The 23,638-nt window shown below is 65.8% G+C and carries 7 protein-coding genes; 1 reads left to right on the top strand and 6 read right to left on the bottom strand.

Features of this window, described 5'->3' with window-relative positions; translation table 11 throughout:
* Nucleotides 1–9 precede the first annotated feature (9 nt).
* A complete protein-coding gene (locus PHO31112_RS16105) occupies nt 10–627 on the top strand; it encodes a nitroreductase family protein (protein WP_150621413.1) in 618 nt (205 codons plus the stop codon).
* A gap of 82 nt (nt 628–709) precedes the next feature.
* Here PHO31112_RS16105 and PHO31112_RS16100 read toward each other — a convergent pair whose 3' ends face one another.
* From PHO31112_RS16100 to PHO31112_RS16075, 6 genes are all read right to left on the bottom strand, one after another.
* A complete protein-coding gene (locus tag PHO31112_RS16100) occupies nt 710–2,434 on the bottom strand; it encodes a cyclic peptide export ABC transporter (protein WP_150621412.1) in 1,725 nt (574 codons plus the stop codon).
* Between the two features lie 24 nt (nt 2,435–2,458).
* Nucleotides 2,459–3,226 carry an ATP-binding cassette domain-containing protein gene (locus tag PHO31112_RS16095; RefSeq protein ID WP_246178293.1) on the bottom strand — a complete coding sequence of 256 codons (768 nt, stop codon included), beginning with the start codon at nt 3,224–3,226 and terminating at the stop codon, nt 2,459–2,461.
* A 137-nt stretch (nt 3,227–3,363) separates the two neighbouring features.
* Complete coding sequence (gene fhuB / locus PHO31112_RS16090; protein WP_217427037.1) at nt 3,364–5,373, bottom strand: Fe(3+)-hydroxamate ABC transporter permease FhuB; 2,010 nt, start codon at nt 5,371–5,373, stop codon at nt 3,364–3,366.
* Nucleotides 5,366–6,286: an ABC transporter substrate-binding protein gene (locus tag PHO31112_RS16085; RefSeq protein WP_150621411.1), complete on the bottom strand. Its 921-nt coding sequence runs from the start codon at nt 6,284–6,286 to the stop codon at nt 5,366–5,368. The genes fhuB and PHO31112_RS16085 overlap by 8 nt, the downstream gene beginning before the upstream one ends.
* Nucleotides 6,283–9,924 carry a penicillin acylase family protein gene (locus PHO31112_RS16080; protein WP_150621410.1) on the bottom strand — a complete coding sequence of 1,214 codons (3,642 nt, stop codon included), beginning with the start codon at nt 9,922–9,924 and terminating at the stop codon, nt 6,283–6,285. Before PHO31112_RS16080 ends, PHO31112_RS16085 begins: the two co-directional genes overlap by 4 nt.
* Nucleotides 9,921–23,627 carry a non-ribosomal peptide synthetase gene (locus PHO31112_RS16075; protein WP_150621409.1) on the bottom strand — a complete coding sequence of 4,569 codons (13,707 nt, stop codon included), beginning with the start codon at nt 23,625–23,627 and terminating at the stop codon, nt 9,921–9,923. The genes PHO31112_RS16080 and PHO31112_RS16075 overlap by 4 nt, the downstream gene beginning before the upstream one ends.
* Nucleotides 23,628–23,638: the final 11 nt, after the last annotated feature.

Raw genomic sequence — 23,638 nt, 5'->3', positions numbered from 1 at the left:
GAATTTCCCATGGGTTCGAACACCGATTTTGCCGTGCCTGAGAACGCCACTCGCCAACTCGCCCTTGACGCCCTGCTCGGCCGCCAATCGCACTGGCCCCTCGTCGAACCGGCACCGGGCGACGCCGAACTCAATCTTGTCTTCGAGGCTGCAGTGCGCGCGCCTGATCATGGCCGGTTGCGCCCGTGGCGATTCGTGGTGATTCGCGACGAAGCCCGTGAGGATCTCGGTCAGGTGCTGGTGGACATCGCGGCCAAGCGTCAGCCCGATCTCCCGGCGGAAACGCATGAACAACGGCGCCAGAAGGCTTTCGCGGCGCCGATGATCGTTGTCATCGCGGCGTCGGTCTCGACCAGGACCAGCGTGCCTGAAGGCGAACAACTGCTGTCCGTGGGCGCCGCGACGATGAACGTCCTCAACGCATTGCATATCCTTGGCTACGGTGGCTTCTGGGCCACCGGGCCTGATGCCTACGACCGCGATCTGCACGAGGTGCTGGAATTCGAACCGCATGAGCGCATCCTCGGGTTCCTGTTCGTCGGCACGCCACCTGCAAATGTCGAGGTAACGCCTCGCGCCGAGCGCGGCGATCACGTGCGTGAATGGCTCGGCCGTTCCAGCATCTGATACCCCCGCCTAACCCTTCCGCTTCCCCCTTCCCGGGGCCGCCAGTCTGGCGGCCCTTTTTCATGGCATGACGTGACTCGAATCACTCCACCGGTGCGCTCACCGAGGCATCCACATTGGCCTCGTAAGCAAACGTGCTGCCGCTGGCTTCCTCGATGATGCGGCCTTGATGCAGGCGCACTACGCGATCCGCAAGGCCGAAATACCGGTCGTCGTGCGAAATGACGATCAGCGTTTTGCCCTGACGTTTGAAGTCCGGCAGCATCTCCTGATAGAAGTAACGGCGGAATGTCGGGTCCTGATCGGCCGCCCATTCGTCGAGCACCATCCACGGACGGTTCTCCAGATACGCATGCACCAGCGCCAGACGCTTGCGTTGACCAGCCGACAAGTCGACGGTCGAAAACGCCCGGTCGACGATGCTGACCTTGTGTGCCAACCCCAGTTGCTCCAGATAGGCCTGTGCGCGCGTCAGGGTTTGCGCGTCGCTTCCGACGAGGTCGTCGAACAGGTGGTAGTCCGAGAAGACCGTCGAGAACTGCTGACGAAAATCGTCGAGCTGCTCTGCCGGGACCGGCCTGCCGTCGACGAGCAACTCACCTTGCGCCGGGGTATAGAGCGAAAGCAGTGTCTTGATCAGCGTAGTCTTGCCACAGCCGTTTTCGCCAACGATGAACAACGTTTCATCGCGACGAATCTCGAGATTGATCGGTCCGAGCTGGAACGGCGCACTGTCGCCCGCGGCCGGGAACACATGCGTCGCGCCGCGCAGAGCAAGCCTCTGCATCGCGGGGAACACCGGTTCGCCCGGTGCCGGGCCGTCGATCAGGCGCGGCTCCTGGCTACGGAATTGGCTCGTCAGTTCGGCAATGCGTTGGAACGAGACGCGAGCCTGAATCAGCGTCGGCAAGCCGCCCGCAATCATCTCGATGGGGCCGCGAATATAGAGCAGCACGATCACGAAGCCGCTGACCGCGCGAGAGTCGACGCCCAGCGTCGATTGCAGCAGCAGAATCAACCCGATCACCACGAAGAGCAGCATGCTGCCTATCGCATTGGCCGCGTAGTAGAGGCGCATGGCACGGCTCTTCAGTTCGCTGATCAGGTCGGCCGCGCCGGAAAGCTGTTCGCCGTACACGCGTTGACGGCGGGCACGGTTCAGGCGCAGCTCTTTGGCCCCTTCGGTAATGGCGCGGTACTGCTTCTGAAGCTCGTCCTGCGCACCGCGTACACCCCGGTAGTGAAAGTCCCAACGCAGCGACGCATAGTGATTGATGCCCAGCCCGATCAGAATCGCCGCGAGCGCAATCAGGAACAACAGCGGCGAGAGCAGCAGCATATAGACCACGCAACCGAGCGCGATCGCCACGGCCACCATGAAGCCGGGGAAGTTGAAGGTCACGGCGCTGACGGTGTCGACGTCGCTATTGAGCGTCGCGAGCAGGCGGTGTACCCGGTACCGCTCGACTTCGGCAATCGGTGCGCAGACGATGCGTGCCGAGATGTCCTTGCGCAGCGCCGCGATGATCTTCTGGCCGATCACACTGTTGCCCACGCCGGAGATGGCATTCCCAGCGAGCGTGACGGCGCACAGCACGACGAACGTCACCACAGTCTTGCCGGTAATGCCGTCAGGGGCATGCAGGCCGTCGTTGATCGTCGCAAGCAGCCATGCCGTCGTGAGACCTGCCACGACGCCCATCACCGTGGAGAACAGGCTCATCGGGAGGAAGGGCCGGAACAGCCTGAACAACTCGTGCCCGATACGCGTCTTGTCAGGCGATTGACCCGTGGAACGGTCGGTCATAGCAATTTCCCCCAATGGTGAAACTTAACGGACGACGCAAACCGGCTCGCCGGTCTGCGGATGCGGCATCACCACCATGGCAATACCGTAGATGTCTTCCAGGCGCTCGCTGGTCATCAGCTCGGCCGGTGTGCCACGTGCGCACAAACGGCCACCTCGCAGCGCCACGATCTCGTCGCAGAAACGCGCGGCCATGTTGATGTCGTGCAGGACGACCACCACCCCGAGGCCACGGGTGCGCGACAGCGACTGGACGAGCGACAGCACCTCGACCTGATGCGCCACGTCGAGCGCGGCGATGGGTTCGTCGAGCAACAGACAGTCGGCGTCCTGCGCGACGAGCATGGCCAGCCACACGCGCTGGCGTTCCCCGCCCGAGAGCGTATCGACCAGACGATTGGCAAAGCGCGCCACGCCGGTGAGTTCCATCGCCCCGTCGACACGCGCCAGATCGTGTGCCGAAAAGCGGCCGAGCGGCCCATGCCACGGATATCGCCCGAAGCGCACCAGCTCACGCACGAGCAGACCGGCGGCTGGGGGCGTGTGCTGCGGCAGATAGGCGATCTTGCGCGCGAGCGCTCTGCCCTGCCAGTCGCTCAGCGGTAGGTTCTCGAAGCGAATTTCGCCGCTGGCCGGCGCCTGCTGACGCGCCAACAACTTGATCAACGTCGATTTGCCGGAACCGTTATGACCGATCAGCCCGATCACGCGGCGCGGGGCTAGCGTGAGCGAAAGCGGTTGCAGCAAGGTGCGCTCGCCTGCCTTGAACGAAACGTTGCGCAGGTCGTACATCGGCGCTGGCACGTCGTGCGCATCGGTCGTGGTTCGTGCCGCCTGCAATGGCGTGGCGGCGAGTTCTGTGTCTTCCATCATCGTGTCATCCGGTCTTGCACTGCGTGAGGTGATCCTCGGTGGTCGGTGTCGTCGTATCAGGCACGATCGCGCCAGATCAGCATCAGGAAATACGGTCCGCCGACGAACGTGGCCAACAGGCCTGCCGGCATTTGGTCAGGGAACAGCGCGTTGCGGCCGATCCAGTCGGCCAGCACGAGTATCGCGGCACCGACGAAGGCGCCGCCGAAAATCTGCGACACGGGGCGCTGCAGCCCCATCATTCGTGCGATGTGCGGGCCCATCAGCCCAACGAATGAAATCGGGCCGATGATGAGCGTGGCCGCGGCGCTGAGCACGGCAGCGGCGAGCAGCAACCCGAAACGCGCGCGTTCCACGTTCACACCGACCGACCGGGCGACGGCCTCGCCCAGCGGCAGAATGTCGAGGGCGCGTGCCGCGAACAGCACCAGCGGCAGCAGCACCACGGCGATCAGCAGCGCCACACTCGCCTGCGTTGCCCCGACGCCATACGTCGAACCCGCCATCCAGGCCAGCAGCATCGCCATGCGCGGATCGCCGCTGGCCATCATCAGCGACGCCAGGCCGCTGAAGACCGTGCTGACGCCGATACCCGTCAGAATCAGGCGCTCCGGCGAGAAGCCATCGCGGCGCGCGAGCAGGAACATCGCGCCCAGCGCGAGGAACGCGCCGGCCGAGGCCGCGGCAAGCTGCATGGTCTGGGACGGCGAGTTCACTGCAAACAGAAGCACGATCAGCCCGAGCGACGCGCCCGACGAGATCCCGAGAACTTCCGGGCTCGCCATTGGGTTCGCCGTCAGACGTTGAATCAGAACCCCTGCCACCGACAGCATCGCGCCCGCCGCCAGCGTGCCGACCACGCGTGGCACACGCAGCGACGTCAATCGACCGAGCGACTCGAAGGTGTCGAAACGCCACCCGGCTAACCCTTGCGAGACGAGAATTGACGCCACGGTCATCACAGCAAGCACGATTAACGCCCCGAGAACGGCCACCCAGAGATTGCGTTGCGTGCGCTGCACCACCGGCCCGCCATGTCGATGAACGTGTGCGCTGTCGTGCAATTGCGGCAAGAGCCAGAGCAGCAGCGGCGCGCCGAGCAGCGCCGTGGCGATCCCCGTCGGAATCTCTGGCAGCCACAGGCCGAGCCACTGCACGATTTGATCCGCCAGCCATAGCAGCAAGGCGCCGATCACTGCCCCCCAGACGAGGCGTCGTCCGAGCGTGCGTGCGCCTGCCAGACGGGCGAGCGCCGGTCCGGCGAGTCCCACAAATCCGATCACACCCAGCGCGCTCACGATCCACGCGCACAGCAGCGTGCCGACGAAGAGCGCACACAGTCGCAACCAGCGCAGCGACACGCCCAGCGCGCGCGACGCATCGTCTCCTACCGCTATGACCGACAGCGGACGCACCAGCAACGCCGCCGCAACGGCACCGAGTGCAACGCGAGGCAGTAATTGTTGAGCGATGGACCAGCTATTCTGATTGAGCGCCCCCGATTGCCAGACGAACACGCCGAGCAGGCCCTCATGGAAGAACAGCGAAAGCACCGAGCCGATGGAACCTGCACAGAGCGTGACGACCAGTCCGCACAGGATCAGCACCAGTGGCGAGAGCGAGTGCGCCCAGGCGATCACGAACACCAGCGAGAACGCGGCAATCGCCCCGCCGAGCGCCACGGCATCGCGATGCTCGATCAGCAACGACGGGAACCACAACGTCGTCACCGTCATAGCCAGATTGGCCCCTGCGGCCACGCCCAGCGTCGTCGGCTCGGCGAGCGGATTGCGCAAGACGTGCTGGAACAGCCCGCCCGCGAGCGATAGCGCCACGCCCGCCAGCAGCGAGACAGCCAGACGCGGCGCGAACGAATACTCGATCACCACGCGCTTCATGTCGTCGGGATCGGCCCCGGGCAGCAATCCGCGCCAGCCGGTGGCCGGCAACGCGTTGTGCAGGTTGAGCCAGGTCAGACCCAGCGCGAGTACGAAAAGGAGCAGGACGAACGACAGCGGCGACTTCTCGCGCGGCGGCATCGGCGTCGGAATGGCCACACTAGACATGACGGAAATCCTCGCGGCGAACGAGTTCGCCAAGCCCGCGCAGCAGCGTCGTTGCCGAGGGATACGAATTGAACAGATCGATGAGCGGAATCCGGTACACACGGCCTGCGCGCACGGATGCCAGACGGTTCCAGAACGGGCTGACGGCAAGTTGACGCAAGGCCGCCGTCGTCGATGCGCCGAAATCCACGACGACGATGTCGGCGTCCGGCACCTCGGCCAGCAACTCGACGCCGCCGACACTGAACCCGTATTCATTGGTACTGCGTGTCCACGCGTTGCGCAGGCCGACACGCGTCATCACGTCCCACATGATGCTGTTACGTCCGTACGCGACCATCGAGCGCCCGCCGTCGTTGAGCGTCACCAGATACGTTTGCCGTTGCGCGGGCCGGCCACTGGCGGCTAGCGTGCGGGCGACGTCCGCCATGCGCACTTCGACTTGCGCAATATATGCGGTGGCCTGATCTTCCCGGCCGGTCAGGCGAGCCAGCGTGCGCAGTCCCTCGGCAGCACGATCGAGCGCCCCGATCTGGCCCGTGAAGATGTCCAGATGTGTCACCGGCGCGATCACGCCCATGCGTTCGCGGGCGATTTGCGGGGTGGTCACGGTCACGCACCAGTTGATGCCCAGCTCGATCATCAGTTCGAGGTTGGGCTCGATGGGATCGCCACTACTGACGATATTCATGCCAGGCGGCATGCGCGGTTCAGCACCCATCGAATCGTAAAAGGCGCGATCCGCGCCAGCCATAGGTTCGATACCCAGGGCAAGCAACGACGACACTGCGCCCCGATCGGGCGCAAGAATGCGCAACGCGGATCCCGTTGGCAGGCGTCTGGCCGCATGGACCAGAGAACCGGCACCCGCCAGCATGGCAGCGGCGCCGACACAAAAATTACGACGTTTCATGCAACTTTCCGAGGGTTCCGGCCCGCGCGACGCTCATGTCGCGCCACGCGAGCGATATTGTCTTTGTGGTTGTTTTGCGGTTGCGGTGCGGGCAGCGCCGAGGTGGCGTTCGCCCGCCACAACGCGAGCCAGCGTTGACGCTGCGCTGCGGTGGCTTGCGGCGCAAGCATCAGCGAGACGGATGGCGCACCGCGTCCATCAAGCAACGTGATTTGTCCGTATTGCCCGTCACGGTCGTCGCACCGTCCGGCGATACCCGACGCACGCACATGCAACGTGAACTCACGGATTTGCACGCGAAGCCATCCGCCGCCGATATTGTGGACGTTCCCGATGCGCCCTTCCTGTGCCAACGAAGCGCCGTCATTGCTGACGCCGATTCGGACTGGCCAGCCGTTCGCCTTCGCGGCGTCAAGGGCGTCGGCCAATGCCAGCCTTGCACGACGGCCGTCGTGCTCGACGCGCCGGCATTGATTTTTCGCGACTGCCGGCTGCGAGCCGACCGGGGCGGCCGATGCTGCGGCCCCGGCACGCGAAATCGGCGGCGGCACGTTGTCTGCGCTTGCCCGAAATGACGCGACCAATGCATCGTAGTCCGTCATGTGTGTTTCGTCCAAGGCGGTGATCTTGGCAATATTGCGGCCTTGCGCGTCGAAGAACTGCAATTGACGATAAGGCTCGCGCTTCGGACCGTAGTCGCGGGTGACGGCATACGCGGACACCCACCGCGACGCATCGACCGTCATGGCCAGCGTGTTGGTCGCCTTGCCCGCAGCATCGAAGAGCGGTTTTGACGAATGAATGACGCGCTCGCCAATGCCTTGTTCCGTGCGTACCATCACCTCCAGGCGTCCCAAGCGGTGAAGGTTGGCAAGCATCGCGGGCAGATTGTCGGGCCCCGTGCGCAACGGGACGATCACACTGCCCTGCTCCGTCGCGACGAGGTCGGCCTCGGAGGTGCCCAGCAGTTCACTGGCTTCCCTTGCAGGCACCCCTTGTGCTGCTAGCGTCAGCCAGCGCGCCGCGACGGTTTTCGCCACGGCGCTATCCGACAGCGAAGCCGGCGTTGCTTGCGCACTGTCCAGCCACTGGCCCCCATCTTGGAGGCTCACGGCATCGAGTGGACGGGCAACCCACGCCTGCTTGCTGTAGCGCAGCGTGCCGTCGGCGAAGTGCGGCGAAGCCGGATCGTCGGACTGTGAGCCGGCCATGAGCGTGCGCGCGTCCACCGGGCCGCCGCTGGCGCCGAACGTCACCACTTGCATGTAGCTGTTCGAGAAGGCGTGGGCGTCGATCTTCAGGGCGCCATCCTCGATGCGGGCGTCGCGATTGCAGCCCGACGCGAAATAGCCTTCGTCGTCGCAGCCGCCGAACCACGGAATTCGCACGCCATTGCGCATTGCGTACATGGCCGAGCCGGTTTCGACGTCCGGCGTGAAGCCGCCTTCGCGCAGGCGCAATACGGCGACGCCCAGCCATTTGGCCAGCGTCTTGCCATCGACGTTCAGCGTGTTCGGGGTGTCGAGCGGATGTTGTGGATCCAACGGCACGGCGAATCGTTTGTCTTCCGGCACCGATTTGATCTGCGCCCACCAGGTGTCCCACAGCACCGCGCCCTGCGCAAACGGGCCGCCCGTGTTGTCCCAGCGTTGCAGCACGGCACATGCCGGGGCGATGTCGACATCTCGGGCTTGCGCGGGAATTTGCGCCTTTTCGAATGCTTCTACGGTCACGATCTGACGGCCGCCGTCAGCCCTGCATGCATTCGCCACGGCCTGCGACTTGAAAAGCAGCGCGGACATCGACCTCGCATCGAGTGCGGCTCGCGCCACCGTGTCGGCGTTCGCCCCCGGTGCGCCGAGGCCGTCGCTGCCCTGAATGCGCTGGTCGGCAAGACGGAAACCGAGTCGCGGACGCAATCCCATCTCCGTGCCCTCGCGCCCCGTCACTGCCGCGAATCCCGTGAGCGGCTGCGCCGGGTTGACGATCCAGTGCGTGTTGTTCATGTTCGCGACGTAATCGTTGCGGAACATCTGCGGCATGGCGTCGGCGGGTAAGGCGCCCGCTTGTGCGGCATCCGGGCTGGATGGCCAGTTGCACGCCGAGCGTGCGCCATCGAGAAACGGCACACCCGGCGCCTGGGCCGCGAAAGCCTTGCCCAGCGGCGGTATGCAACGCTCGGCCAGCGTGTCGGGGACATTCGGTATTGCGCCGACATCACCGAACCACACGCGCGGATCGTCGCGGCCAATAGCCACCGTGTTCACCCACGGCGTGGCCGCGTCGCGGCGGGCGATCTTCACGAATTCGTCGAGCGATGTGGCGCGGCCCCAGGCGAGGAAATTCGCGAACACCCGATAGTTGTCCGCGTTGATGTCACGAATCACGAACGCCTGACCGGGCTTGCCCTGCGCCGCAGCGCGCCATTGCAGCGCTGGCGACATGGCCCCGAGATTGACGACCGGCCCCATCGCCGTGCGATAGAGCGTGCGCATACGGGGATGCACCGTGCCGTCGGTCTCGCGCACCGGCACCGTGATGGCAACAGGTGTCATCGCCACGGGTTTGCCGTCCACCAGATAGGTCGTGTCGCTGTCCGGCGCGAGAGACAGTTGAAACAGGCCGAAGCGACGCGCGGCCGACACCGTGTGCGTCCAGGCGATGTTGTGATTGAACCCAATCATGACGACCGGTACGCCCAGAAACGAGGCGCCACTGACGTCCAACTGGCCGGGCATCGTCAAGCGCATCTGGTAGAAGCGGTCCGGCCCTTCGAGAAACCAGTGCGGATTGCCGAGCAGCACCGACTGCGCCGCCTTCCCGTCCGGGCTGCGCGCGCTGCCTTGTGCGCCAAACGCCAGCGCGTTGCTGCCGATGCCTCGCCCGCCACCGACTTCGAATTCCCCGGCACGCAACGCGAGCTTTTCGATCGACGCACCGCTGCTCTGACGTTGCGGTGCCGACGACGGCGTGTCCGGCGGTATGGCGCTCGCGACACGCCCGGCGAAGCGCGCCATACCGCCCGCGAGATTCGCGGCGAACAAGCGTCGGTAGACATCCTCCGGCGTGATTGCCGTCACCCAGGGCTCGCTACGGCAGGCAGCATGCGACGAAGCTGTCTTGTTGCGCTGCCAGTCGTTCAGGTAGCGGTTATAACCGGCGGCAAAGCCTTCGACGAGTTCGCGGAATTGCGGTGTCTGGGCGGCGCGGTAGGCTTGCAGCCGCGTGTCGTCGGCGACGAAGCGAAAGAAAAAATCGGAGTCAAGATTGCCGACGTCGCCGAGCGTCGTCGCGGTCGGTTGGGTGCCCTGTGCGCCGAAGTAGCGCGAGCGCTCGCCGCGATACGTGACGAACGCTTGCGCCATCGTGCAGAGATCGTCCTGCGCCTGCACATACGCGGTGCCCCAACCGAGACTTCCCCAATCGTTGGCGACTACGTGCGGCACGCCGTCCGTCGTCCGTTCGATCAGCGCGCGGTAACGCGTGCGATCACGCTGCGACTCGACATGACTGGCCACCGCAGGGGAATGCGACGCATCCGCCGTACAGCCGCCGAGGACGGCCAGACAGAGGGTGCCGAGTGCAGGACTCGCCAGAATCGTGCGATGACCGGCAGAACGTTTGATACGAAATGTCATGAGTGATGGCCCGGCGTGGTGTCAGATGCGCTCGCCGTAGTGTCAGGTTGGCGCAATGCGCTAATCGCACGATGCAGCGACGCGATGAAATCCGGATGACGCACAATGCCCGTGTGATCCGTGTCGAAACTCTCCACGGCTACGCTGCTCGTATGCTCCCGCCACGCGCGAGTGGCGGCGATGGCGTCGAGCGCGGCGGTCGTGTCGCCGTCGCTGCGGGCCAGCCAGAGATGCATCGGCACCGGCAACGGTTCGGCATCCAGCCCTCTGGCCGACACCGCGTCGAAATGTTTGCCGATGCGCAGCACGGTGGCGAGCCATCGGCGGCCGTCCTCGCCTTCGGGTACTACGCCTTGCCAGCGTTCGGCGTCGTCCAGCATCGCGGCTTGCAACCTGTCGATTTCCGCGTCTTCGACTGCCATGGCCTGCTTCATGTCGGGCACGTCCTTGAGCGGTCCGTTGAGCGCTTCGTCGAACGACGCAACGCTTTGGGGCGCTTCGCCATCCACGCTGCCGAGGAAGTCGACGACGTTTCCGTCTGCGACAAGCACGCCCGCCACATGACGCGCGATCGCCGCACCGCTCGACCAGCCGAGCAGACGATACGGGCCGTTGGGCTGCACGCGGCGGATCGCCGTGGCGTAGTCGCGGGCGAGCGCATCGAGCGACGGCGTCGCCCAGTCGGCATCGGTGTACATCGGCGACTGCACGCCGTGGACTTGCGCGACGCCGTCCAGCGCGCTCGCCAACGCCCGGTACTCGCCGACGAGGCCGTAGCCGGGATGAATGGCGAAAAGTTGCCGGGCCGCCGTCGCACTGTTGAGAGTGACGATGTTCGCCGGCCGGCCTTGGGAGGCCTCATCCAGCCACGACGCCAGACCCGCGACGCTCGGATGCGAGAACAAGCCCTCCAGCGAAAAGTGGGCAATGCCACGTCGCTGCGCGTTCGCTGCGACCCGGAGCGCTGCGAGCGAATCGCCGCCGATGGCGAAGAAGTTGTCGTGACGTCCGAAGCCGTCGCGGCCGAGCGTGTCGCGCCAGATATCGAACAGCAGCGATTCAGTCGGTGTTGCCGGGCCTTGTGCGGCTTCGGCGGGAACGGGCGCCGATGGTTCCGGCAGCGCCGCGCGATTGAGCTTGCCGTTGAGCATCAGAGGCAGTGCGTCGAGCTGCACGAACGTGCCCGGAATCATGAAGGCCGGCAAGCGCGTTTGCAGCGCATCGCGCAGCGTGCCGGTATCGATCAGTGCAGCGTCGCCCGTGACGTATCCCACAAGCTGGCGGTCATCGCCCTGCCCTCGCAGTTCGGCGACGGCCTCACGCACCCCGGGAACGCTTCGCAACGCCGATTCGACTTCGCCCAGTTCGATGCGGAAGCCGCGCAGCTTGACCTGTTGATCGATGCGGCCGAGGAAATCGATCGTACCGTCCAGATGCTGCCGGCAAAGGTCTCCGGAGCGGTACATGCGTGCGCCGTCGCTGCGGTGCGGGTCCGGCACAAACTTCTCGGCGCTCAGCGCCGCACGGCCAAGATAGCCTCGTGCCAGCGTCTCCCCGCCAATGCAGAGTTCGCCGAGCGCGCCGGCCGGCAGCACGTTGCTTGCATCGTCGCAGACGTAGACATCGCGCGACGGATACGGGCCGCCGATCGACACGATGGGCTGTTCGCAATCGGCATCCTGCGTCGGGCGATACATGCAGGCGACGGTGGTCTCCGTCGGACCGTATAGATTGTCCAGGCGGATGTGGGCGAGCGGCCCGCTGCGCCATTGCCGCAACGCGTCGCCGGGCAATCCTTCGCCGCCGACCGTGATTTGCCGCAAGGCGAGCGAGGCCGGCGCTGGCGGCTCTCGCAGCCATTGCTGCCAGTACGCCGTCGGAATCCGGGCGAACGTGACTTGCTGCGCGACCAGTTGGCGGTTCATCGTCGCCAGATCCCACGGCTTCGCACCGCGCATTTCGATGCTGCCGCCGCGCATGAGCGAAGGCAGCATTTCGTGCAGCGCCACGTCGAAATTGATTGTCGACGACTGCAACTGACGATCGGACGAGGAAATGCCGTACGTCGCGATGAAGTCGTTCAGATGCAGCGCAAGGCTGCGGTGGCTCACGGCCACGCCTTTCGGTCGGCCCGTCGAACCCGAGGTATAGATGACGTAGGCCAACTGGTCGCCATGGACTTCGATGTCGTTCAGCGTTTTGACAGATTCGGCAGTTTCGGTCGCTACGGCAACGCCAACCGGCATGTGCTTCGGATGAAGCTGACCGACGTCGATGGCATCGCACTGCGCAAACAGTGTCGCCAGAGATTCGCGGGTTTCGGCGTCGGTCAGCAGACACGAAACGCCTGCGTCCTCCATCATGTAGGCCAGGCGGTCGGCAGGGTACTCAGGGTCGAGCGGCACGAACGCGGCACCGGCGCGCAGCACACCGATCAGCGCCGGAACGATCGCGGCCGAGCGCTGTAGGCACAGCCCCACCCGTTCCTCACGTTGAACGCCCGAGGCGATGAGCCGTCGGGCGACACACTCCGACCACGCATCGAGTTCGGCGTAGGTGAGATGTTCGCCTTCGCAATGAACCGCACGCTTGGCGGCGTATGCGCGTGCCGTCTCGATCAGCGCCTGTGTGACCGGCCGCCATGGCTTGCCGGTCACGCTGCCGCTTCCGGGTTTCGCGTTGACCTCCGTCGGCACTTCGACCAGACGCACGTCGCCTAGTGCCACGTCGGGCGGCGTCGCCATCGTTTCATCACGGACGAGCCGGTCGAGCACGGCGCGATAACATGCGAGCATTTCGGCAATGGTGTCGCGCTCGAAGATGTCGCAGGCATACGTCAGCGACAGGCCGAACGCATCGTCTTCAAAGACGTTGAGCACGAGGTCGAACCGGGCGGTGGCCGCCTCGTTGGCCAGAAGCGCGAATTGCAAGCCCGGCAGTGCCGTCGGCTTGTCGGGCCTCGCGCCGTAATTGAACATCACCTGAAACAGCGGCGTGTGGCTCAGGCTGCGCTGGACCTGCAACGCGTCGACGATGCGGGCGAACGGAACGTCCTGATTCGCCTGCGCTTCGATCATGCGCGCACGGGTCTGTGCAAGCAGGTCGCCCAGCGTCTGTAAACCGGCAAACTCCGCGCGAATGACGAGCGTATTGACGAAGAAGCCGACAAGATCGTCGGTGGACGGGTGAACGCGTCCGGCGACCGGCACGCCGACGCGCACGTCCTTCTGCGCGGCGTAACGGGAAAGCGTGAGTTGCCACGCGCTGAGCAGCACGGTGAACGGCGTCGTGCCGTGACGGCGTGCCAGCGCGCGCACGCCCTGACTGACGTTGCCCGGCAGCTCGGCCGTGATGCGCGCGCCGAGATCGGCTCGCAAGCTGGTGCGCTTGCGCGCCACGGGTAGCTCCAGCACCGGATACTCGTCGCCCAGCCGCTGGCGCCAATAGTCGAGTTGAGCGGATTCGCGGGCTTCGTCGAGCCATTCGCGGTGCCAGGCGGAAAAGTCGCCGTACTGCGCCGCCAGCGGCGTGAAAACCGGGGCGTCGCCAGCCAGCCGGGCCGTATAGGCATGACCGAAGTCGCGTGCCAACACACCCACCGACCACTCGTCGGCCACGATGTGATGCGTGGCGAAATGCAGAACGTGCGACGCCTCACCGACACGTAGTAACGTAACCCGCAGGATTGGGCCGTGCGTCAGATCGATGGGTCTGGACGACAGCGCCCGCAGGCGTTCATTCAGGGCGACGCCGCTAAGCTCAAGGTTTTCGATTGCCCAGCCGAAGGCATCGGGCGCGTCGACAACCTGCCAGGGGGTATCGTCGACCGATTCGAAGCGGCTGTGCAGCACGTCGTGACGCTTCACGACGTCAGCCACAGCGAGTTGCAGCGCCCGCGTGTCGAGTTGCCCATCGAGGCGGAAGGCGCCCGTCATGTGATACGCGGCACTTGCCGGGGCCATCTGCCAGAGGAACCAGAGACGCGCCTGACCGTGCGTGAGGGGCGCGCGCTGCGAATCATCGCGCAACGGAATCGGAGCGATAGCGCCCGTGGTTTCCGGCGACGCCTGTGCAATGCACCTGGCGAGCGCCGACAGCGTCGCAGCCGCAAACACGTCGCGCAAGGCGAGCACTTTGCCGTGCTTCGTGGCCAATAGCGAGACGATCTGCATCGCTTGCAGCGAATGACCGCCCAGGGCGAAGAAGTTGTCGTCGCGGCCGATCGGCTCGACGTCCAGCACCTCACGCCAGACGTCCGCGAGCAATGTCTCATCACCCGGCTCAGGCGCCACGAAGTGGCGCGGTGCAATGTCTGGTGCGGGCAGCGCCTTGCGGTCGATCTTACCGTTGGGCGTGAGCGGTAGCGTGCTCAGCACGAGAATGACAGCAGGCACCATGTAGTCGGGCAATTGCGCGGCCAGCTCGCCACGCAGCACATCCACCTTCAGCGCTTCGGTGCCCGCCGCCCCGGCCTCCGGACAGACGTATCCGACCAGTTGCGCACCGGTTGCTCCCTCATGCGCCACGACGACTGCAGCGCCCACGCCAGCACAGGCGGCGAGCCGGGACTCGATTTCGCCAAGTTCGATCCGGTGTCCGCGAATCTTGACCTGATGATCGGTGCGGCCGAGGAATTCGAGGGTGCCGTCGTGCTTCCAGCGCGCCAGATCGCCCGTGCGATACAAGCGCTGGCCGTCCGGCGAGAAGGGATCGGGGATGAAACGCTCGGCGCTCAGGTCTGCGCGGCCGAAGTAGCCGCGGGCCAGACCGCTGCCGCCGAGATATAGCTCGCCGGCCACCCCCGGCGGTACGGGCTGGAGACGAGCGTCGAGCACGCGTGCCTGCGTGCCTGCGATGACTTGTCCCAGCACCGGCTTGCCGACAACACGGCCCAGCATCGACCAGATCGTGGCTTCGGTCGGCCCGTACAGATTCCAGAGTTCGCAGCCGCGCGCACACAAGGCGTCGGCCAGATCCGGCGGCAGGGCTTCGCCGCCGCACAGCGCCCGCAACGCAGGCCACGGCTTGCCTGCCGCGAGCAGCATGCGCCATGTCGCGGGCGTCGATTGCAACACTGTCGCGCCGCTCGTCTGCAACAGCGCGGCGAGCGCGACGCCATCACGCGCGGTATCTCGCGAGGCGACGATCACTTGCGCACCCGAGATCAGCGGCAGGAAGAGTTCGAGCGCTGCAATGTCGAAGGACAGCGACGTCACCGCAACCCATCGGTCGCTGGCGTTCAGCCCGGGGCGTTGCGCCAGACTCGACATGAAGTTCGACAGCCCGCCGTGACGCACCATCACGCCCTTGGGCTTGCCGGTCGACCCCGACGTGTAGATCACATAGGCGAGATGCTCCGCGCCGATATGAACGTCGGGCGCGATGTCGGAATATGTCTCGGCGTCGAAACTACCCAGCCGATCCAAAATAAGGCATGCAGATCCCGCCGGCAGCGGCAGCGTTGCCTGAAGCGACGACTGCGTGACGAGCCGCGTCACGCCGCTGTGCGCGAGCATGTAACGCAGACGCTCCACCGGATAGGCCGGGTCGAGCGGCACGTAGCAACCACCGGCCTTGAGCACGCCGAGCAGTGCCACGAGCATGCCCGCACCGCGTTCGAGCGCGACGGCCACCGGGACATCCGGCCCGACCCCCTGTGACATCAGCGCATGCGCTAACTGGTTGCTGCGACGCTCGAGTGCAGCGTACGTGAGAACTTCGTCATCGGCGCGCACGGCAATCGCGTCGGGCGTGCGTTGTGCCTGCGCCGTCATCCTGACGTGTACCGGCACATCGGCCGAGAAGTCCTCGGTCGCGACGCCCCAGGCGTCGAGTTGTGCGGCCGCTTCGGTGTCCAGGAGCGCGATGTCGTCGATGACCGCATCGTCAGCGGCACACAGCGCCGAGAGCATGGTTTCGTACTGACGGGACAGACGCGCCATCGTCGACGCCTCAAACAGTTCGCGGGCATACGTGAAGCTTCCCGCGATCGTCCCGTCGGACGCCTCGCTGACGTTCAGCGTCAGTTCGAACTGCGCCGCCTCGCCGCCCGTGTCGAAGTGGCGGGTCGTGAGGTCCGGCAACTCACGCAGCACGCGATAGTCTTCGCGTTGGTGATTGAACATGACTTGGAACAGCGGCGTGTGGCTGACACTGCGCGTCGGTGACAAGGCATCGACGAGGCTGTCGAACGGCAACGTCTGATGATCCATGGCCTGTTGCGTGCGCTCGCCGACCATCTCCACCAGTTCGGCGGTGCGCAGGCGAGCCGGGAAGTCGGCCCGCATGACGAGCGTGTTGATGAACACACCGATCAGATTGGCAACTTCGGGCTGGTCTCGGCCAGAGACAGGGACGCCGACGCGAACCTCACTTTGTGCGCACCAGCGGTGCAGCAACGCTTGAAATGCCGAGAGGAGCAGGACGTAAGGTGTGACGCCGTGGCGTCGGGCCGCTTCGCGCACCGACGCGACTGTCGTCGCATCCAACTGGAACGGGTGCCGGGCGGCTTTGTAGACCCCCGTGGGATGGCGCCGGTGGTCGTGCGGCAGATCGGCAACCGGATGGATATCGCCCAGCAGCGCACGCCAGTAGGCAAGCTGCCGCTCGCGCTCGGTGCCGTCGAACGTTGCGCGCTGCCACGCAGCGTAGTCGCCGTACTGGATCGGCAATTTCGGCAATTCGGCGCGTGCCGGCGTCAGCGTGTCTTCGTTCGCTCTGCGCTGCGTAGTGTAGGCAGTGACAAACTCGTCGAGCAGCACGCCGACTGACCAACCATCCGCCACGATGTGATGCATGGCGATCAGCAGCGCATAGTCGGCTGCATCCGTGTCGGACGAGGCCCCCGTCAAGCGCATCACGCCGACTCGAAGCAGCGGCCCGCGTTGCAGGTCGAACGGTGCGTCGGCAAACGCTTGGGCTTTCGCCGGGGCGTCTTCGGCGGACGTATCGAACACCTGCCATGCGAAGTCCGGTGAATCATGAACGACCTGCACCGCCTCCGTCCCGCCCGCCGGGACTTCGAACGTCGTGCGCAGCACTTCATGCCGCGCCACGATATATGCGAACGCATTGCGTACAGCCGTCACATCCAGCGTCCCGCGCAAACCGATGCCTCCGGCCACGTGATAAGCGCTGCTGTCGGGTTGCAGGTGCCACAGGAACCACAGCCGGCGTTGTGCATGCGACATGGGCAGTGCTTGTCTCGACTGACGGGTCCGCGGGATCGGTGCCATCCCGGCCCCTGCCGTCGCCAGCGATGCGGCAGCCAGCGCTGCCAGAGAACGATGGACGAACAACTGACGTGGCGAAAGCGTAATACTGCGCGCCGCGGCACGAGCGACGACGCGCAGCACCAGAATCGAGTCACCGCCGAGCGAGAAGAAGTTGTCGTCGCGGCCAACGCGTGTCACACCCAGCACCTCGGCCCAGACTTCCGCCAGCGCCACCTCGCGCTCGCTGGCGGGTGCCACGTATCCGTTCTGCTCGAACCACGGTGCAGGCAAGGCGCCGCGATCGAGCTTGCCTCCCGGCGTCATGGGCAAGACGTCGAGCGCCACAATGGCCGACGGCACGAGCGGTGTCGGCAGCGAGGCTTCCAGCGCGGCACGCAGCACGGCGGCATCGGGGATTCGCCCCTCCTGCCCCGTGACGTATGCCGCCAGTCGCGTCCCGGCGTCGCTGTCGAACGCGGCGACGACCGCCTCCCGCACGCCTGGCTGCGCAAGCAATGCCGCCTCAATCTCACCGAGTTCGACACGAAAGCCACGAATCTTCACCTGAAAATCGGCGCGACCGATGTATTCCAGCGCCCCATCCGCGCGCCATCGCACCAGATCGCCGGTGCGGTATGCCCTGCTGCCCGGGGCGCCGAAAGGATCCGGCACGAAGCGTTCGGCGGTCTGCGCAGCGCGCTCGAGGTACCCCCGGGCGAGCAGATCGCCACCGATCAGCAGTTCACCGATGGCGCCCTGTGGCGCCAATGTCATGTCCGGCGTGACGATATACAGCCGCCGGCCTTCCAGGGCGCGTCCGATCGGCACGCTGGCGACGCTGTCGCGCGCGGCGTCACCCGCCGTCCATGCCGAGGCCGTGACGACAGCTTCTGTCGGGCCGTAAGTATTGAGCAGACGGATATGCCGAAGGCCGGCGTGATCGCGCCAACGTTGCAATCCCTGCGCGGACATCGCTTCACCGCCGACATGCAACTGTCGAACGCCCGGGAGCGGCGCGTTCGACGCGCCATCGAGCGCCTGCGCCAGCACGTTCCAGTACGCGGTCGGCAAATCGACGACCGTGACGCCGTCACGTGCGACGTTTGCGACGAATTCGTCTGCGCTCCACAACTGCGGCCCGCGCAGTACAACGGCCGCCCCCACATGCAGCGCCGGGAAGAGCTGTTCGACGAAACCGTCGAAGTTCATCGTCGAGAACTGCAACACGCGGTCGTCGGTCGACAGACGGCACAGCGATGCCCAGACGCGCGCATGCGCCGCGAGCCCACCATGACTGACGGCCACGCCCTTCGGCTTGCCCGTCGACCCAGAGGTGTAGATGACGTAAGCCAGATGCTCAGGCCGTAGTGTCACCAGTGGCGCGGTCTCCGGGGTTTGATGCGTCGTATTGACGTCGATACGCATCACGCCATCGGGCAGCGCCACATGGTCGCTCGCCGCATGGCCGAGCACCAGCGCCGCGCCGCTGTCTTCCAGCATGTGGGCGAGTCGTTGCGGCGGATAGTCCGGGTCGAGCGGCACGTAAGCGCCACCGGCCTTGAGCACCGCGAGAATGCCGATGACCATGTCGATCGAGCGTGTCAACGCCACGCCGACGCGCGTGTCGGGTTTCACACCCAACGCGATCAAATGATGGGCTAGGCGGTTCGCACGCGTGTTGAGCGTCGCCCGCGAAAGTGCGACGCCGTCGTGCAGCAGCGCCAGTGCCTCGGGACTCTGCGCGGCGTGCATTTCGAGCCGATGGTGGACGGGGATGAACGCCTCCGCCGCCAGTCGCGTCTCTCCGTGCTCGATGAGACGCTCATGCGCCTCGCCGGTCAGGAGCGCGAGATCGCCCAGCGGAGTGCCCGGTGTGGCGACGAACGCTGCGAGCAGCGACACGAACTGCTCGCACAGACGGGCGATCGTCTCCGGTGCGAACAGTTCGCGGGCATAATCGAAGCTCCCCGTCAGTCCACCGGATGCCAGTTCGTTGGCGCTCAGCGTCAATTCGAACTGCGCGGCGCGCGCACGCGGCAAATACCGTTCGACGTGCAGCCCTTCGAGCGCTTGCACGGGGCTGGCGTCGTCTCGCTGGTAATTGAGCAGAACCTGGAACAGCGGCGTGTGCGTCAGGCTCCGCTCGGGAGCCATGGCTTCCACGAGGGCTTCGAACGGCAAGGCTTGATGGGTGGCCGCGTCCAGCACATGCGCCCGGGTCCGGTCGAGTAGTTGCGCCACGGTTTGCGACGCATCGAGACGCCCACGTAGCACCTGTGTATTCATGAACAGACCGATGAGCGGCGCGCTTTCGGGCAGTTCCCGTCCCGCAATCGGCACCCCGACGCGAATGTCGCGCAGGCCGCTGTGGCGCGAGAGCAGCAGTTGGAAGGCGGCGAGCACGATCATGAACGGCGTTGCACGACGCGCGGCTGCAAGCGCACGAACCCCTGCCGTCAACGCCGGTGGTAGCGAGAACGGCACGGACGCTTCCGTGTACTGCGCCAGCGGTTCGCGCGGATGATCCGACGGCAGCAGCAACACCGGCGCCGCCTCGCCGTCATCCAACGCGGCGCGCCACCAGTCGAGCTGACGCCGCTGCTCGCCCGACGCAAGCCGGCCTCGCTGCCATTCGGCGATGTCGGCGTACTGAAGCGTCAATGCGGGCAGCGCCTGCGCCTGCCCTGAAGTGGCCGCCTGATAGCCCGCGACAAACTCGCGCAGCACGATGTCGACGGACCATCCGTCCGCCACGATGTGATGCATGGCGACGAGCAGGATGTGTTCGCGCGAGGGCCGGGTTCTCTCACCTGGCAACGCCAGCAGTGCGACACGCAACAACGGCCCCGTGCGCAGATCGAACGGCGCGTCGTTGAACGCCTGCGCCCTGGTGTGCGCGTCATCCTGCGATGCGACCTCCATGTGCTGCCACGCGAACGGCAATTCGGCGTGCACGATCTGGTGCAGTGCGGCGGCGTCCGCCCCGTCCGTCTTGTCGCTGAACGTGGTGCGCAGCACTTCGTGTCTGTCGACCATCACGGCGAACGCGTGACGGACGGCGTCGACGTCAAGCGCGCCCTTCAGACGCATCGCGCCGGTGATGTGGTACGCAGGGCTTTCCGGCTGCAACGACCAGAGGAACCATTGACGCTGCTGGGCATGCGATGCCGCAACGCGCAATCGCCCGCCATCGCGAACGAGCCTCTCGGGACGGCTTTGCGGCAAGACGTCGCGCATCACCGCCTCGGCCAACGCGCGCAGCGTCGCAGCTTCGAACCACTGGCGCGGCGTCGACTCGACGCCGGACTGCGCGGCATGCGCCACGCCTCTTAACGTCAGGATGGAGTCGCCACCGAGTGCGTAGAAGTTGTCGTCGCGGCCGATGCGTGCGCCCTCTTCCAGACGCAGCGCCGAACGCCATGCCTCGGCGAGCGTGACTTCGATGCTCCCCCGCGGCGCTTCATAAGCGGTATCGCTTTGCTGGGGCACCGGCAGCGCACGCCGATCCATCTTGCCGTTGGGCGTGAGGGGCATGGCGGGCAGCACGATCACGCGCGCCGGCACCATGTAATCGGGCAGCGTACGACCGATGGTGCGTCGCAGTTGGGCTTCGTCGAGCGCGACACCCTGCAAGGCCGTCACATAACCGACCAGACGCGCACCGCCTGGCCCCATATGGGCCGTGACCACGGCTTCACGCACGCCGTCACAAGCCAGCAGCCCTGCCTCGATTTCGCCCAATTCGATGCGGAAGCCGCGAATCTTGACCTGCTGATCGATGCGGCCCATGAATTCGATATCGCCATCGGCGCGACGTCGCACAAGATCGCCAGTGCGATACAGACGTGCGCCGTCGTTAGCGAACGGATGCGGAACAAAGCGCTCCGCCGTCAGGGGCGCGCGCTGCCAGTAGCCACGCGCGAGCCCTTCCCCGCCCAGATAGAGTTCGCCGGGCACGCCGACCGGCGTTTCGTTGAGACTCGCGTCGAGCACCCACGCTTGCGTTGCCCGGATCGGGGCGCCGAGCGTGGCCTTGTGGCCATCGAAGCGTCCGACCAGCGACCAGATCGTCGTCTCTGTCGGCCCATACATATTCCAGAGCGCAACGCCGCGCACCCGCAGCGATTGCGCCAGATCCAGCGGCAAGGCTTCGCCACCGCAAAGACCTTTCAGTCCCTGAAGCGCCGTATGCGCGGCGCGTCCGGCCGGTGTGGCGTGCGCATCGACGTCGAGCAGCATGCGCCACGTGGCCGGGGTTGCCTGAAGTACCGTGGCTCGGGTCTGCGTGAGCAATCGGGCAAGGGCCGCGCCATCTCGCGTCGTGTCCTTTTCCGCGACGATCAGTTGCGCACCGGTCACGAGCGGCAAATACAACTCCAGGGCGGCAATATCGAACGAGAGCGATGTCACGGCAACCCAGCGGTCGTCGATGCCCAGCCCCGGACGCTCTCCCAGACTCGCAATGAAGCTCGAAAGCCCCGCGTGCCGCACCATGACGCCTTTTGGTCGCCCTGTCGATCCCGACGTGTAAATCACATAGGCGAGGTGCTCGGGCTGCACGATGACGTCGAGCACACCGTCGTTGCTTTCCGCCTCGCTGGATTCGACCTCGAACGTCCGTATATCTGCCGCAAGCGCCAGACGCGCGGCGACATCCGGGCTTGTGACGATCCGCTGCAACCCGCTGTCCGCCACGATATAGGCCAGACGCTCGGCGGGATACTCGGGATCGAGCGGCACGTACGCGGCCCCCGCGCGGAGCACACCAAGCACCGCGACGACCATGTCGACAGAGCGCTCCAGCGCCACGCCGACACAGGTGTCCGGCCCTGCCCCGTCGGCGACGAGACGGCGCGCCAATGCATCCGCGCGACCGATCAATTCGCCGTACGTGACACGGGTTTCGCCGCAGACGACCGCCACGCGTGAAGGATCGAGCCCCGCACGCGACGCAATGCGTACAGGCACGGGATCGAGACGCGCATCGTGCCCGTCGCCCGTCACCTCGTCTGGCAGGCAATCCGCGGGAAGATGCGTCGATGCGCGTGGGGTCAGCGCGACGGCGCCTGCTGTCATGCCGGCGTCGCTCACGAGCGCATCGAGCCACGTGCCGAAATCGTCGAGCAACGCGCGGGCGAGCGCGCCATCGACGCGATCACGGTCGTATTCGAGATCGAGGTCCGCGCCGAGCCGATGCCAGTCGAGCGCCAGCGTCAGGTCGAACTGGGGCGTGTCGTTGGACAGCGTCAGCACATCCACCTGAACGTCGCCAACGTGCAATTGCGGCGCGGCATCCGTCTGGCTGAAGTTGAACATCGTCTGGAAAATGTTGCGGCCGCTGCGCCGGGCGGCGTCCAGCGCCAGTTCGAACGGCACGTCAAGCCGATCGAGCGCCGCCGCGCGGGTGCGATTCACCTCCTCGACGTGCGCGCGCAACGTGCGTGCAGGACGGTGGTGCGCCCGGTATACCTGAGTGCCGACGAAGCAGCCGATCAGGTCCGGCGTGCCGGGAACATGGCGTCCGTCGACGGGCACACCGACGAGGAAATCTCCCTCGCCGTGATAGCGGCGCAGGGTCAGTTGCCATAGGCTAAGCAGCGCGACGAACGGCGTCACGCCCGCCTGCTGGCACCACGCACTCAGCGCGGCATGTCGGGACGCATCGAGACCATGGCGCAATACCCCGCGACGCACGCCGGCTTCGCGCGTCAACGGCGCAGGAAGCTGCAACGGGCCGTACTCGTCGGCGAGATCCCGGCGCCAGCCGTCGAGCGCCGCCTGCCACCGTCCGCTCACCAGACCTGAATGCTGCCGCTGCGCGTAATCGGCATATTGAATGGCGAGCGACGGCAACGTCGCCATCGGGTCCGTTCCCTGCGCCACCGCCAGATAGGCCTGAGCAAACTCGCGCGCCCAGACATCGTTCGATGCGGCGTCCGAGATCAGGTGATGCATGGTGACGGCCAGCACATGCTGCTGCATCGGCAAGTCGATCCACGTCACACGCAGCATCGGGGCAACGCCCGGATCGAACGGGGTACGGGCATTCTCCGAAGCCAATGCACTGACGCGCGCGTCGATGCCGGAGACCGGCGTGTTGCACCAGTCCAGGCGTGTCATGGCGAACGGCACTTCGGACAGTACCGTTTGCGATGGCTCGCCATCCTGCATGGAAAAGCGGGTGCGCAATACATCGTGCCGGGCGATGACCGTCCGGATCGCCTGCTCCACGGCGTTCGCGTCGATCGGGCCGCCACGCAGACGGAATACCCGCGCGATGTGGTAGGCGTCGTCGTCCGGGGCGAATTGCTGCGCCATCCAGAGACGGCGTTGCGCAAACGACAGCGGCACGGCATGCGGTGGTGTTGCCGGTTCGGAGAGGAACGGCGCAGCGCCCTCGCCTTCGATATCGGAACCGGTTTCCGGCAGCGCCCGTGTGTCGAGCATCAACAGTTCCAGCAGCGCGCGGTCGATATCTTCCATGGCCATGCCAGCATCCT

The organism is Pandoraea horticolens (genome assembly GCF_902459555.1).
Classification (GTDB): Bacteria; Pseudomonadota; Gammaproteobacteria; order Burkholderiales; family Burkholderiaceae; genus Pandoraea; species Pandoraea horticolens.
Note: the sequence above shows the minus strand (reverse complement) of the source record. Positions and strands in the feature narration are given on the sequence as shown.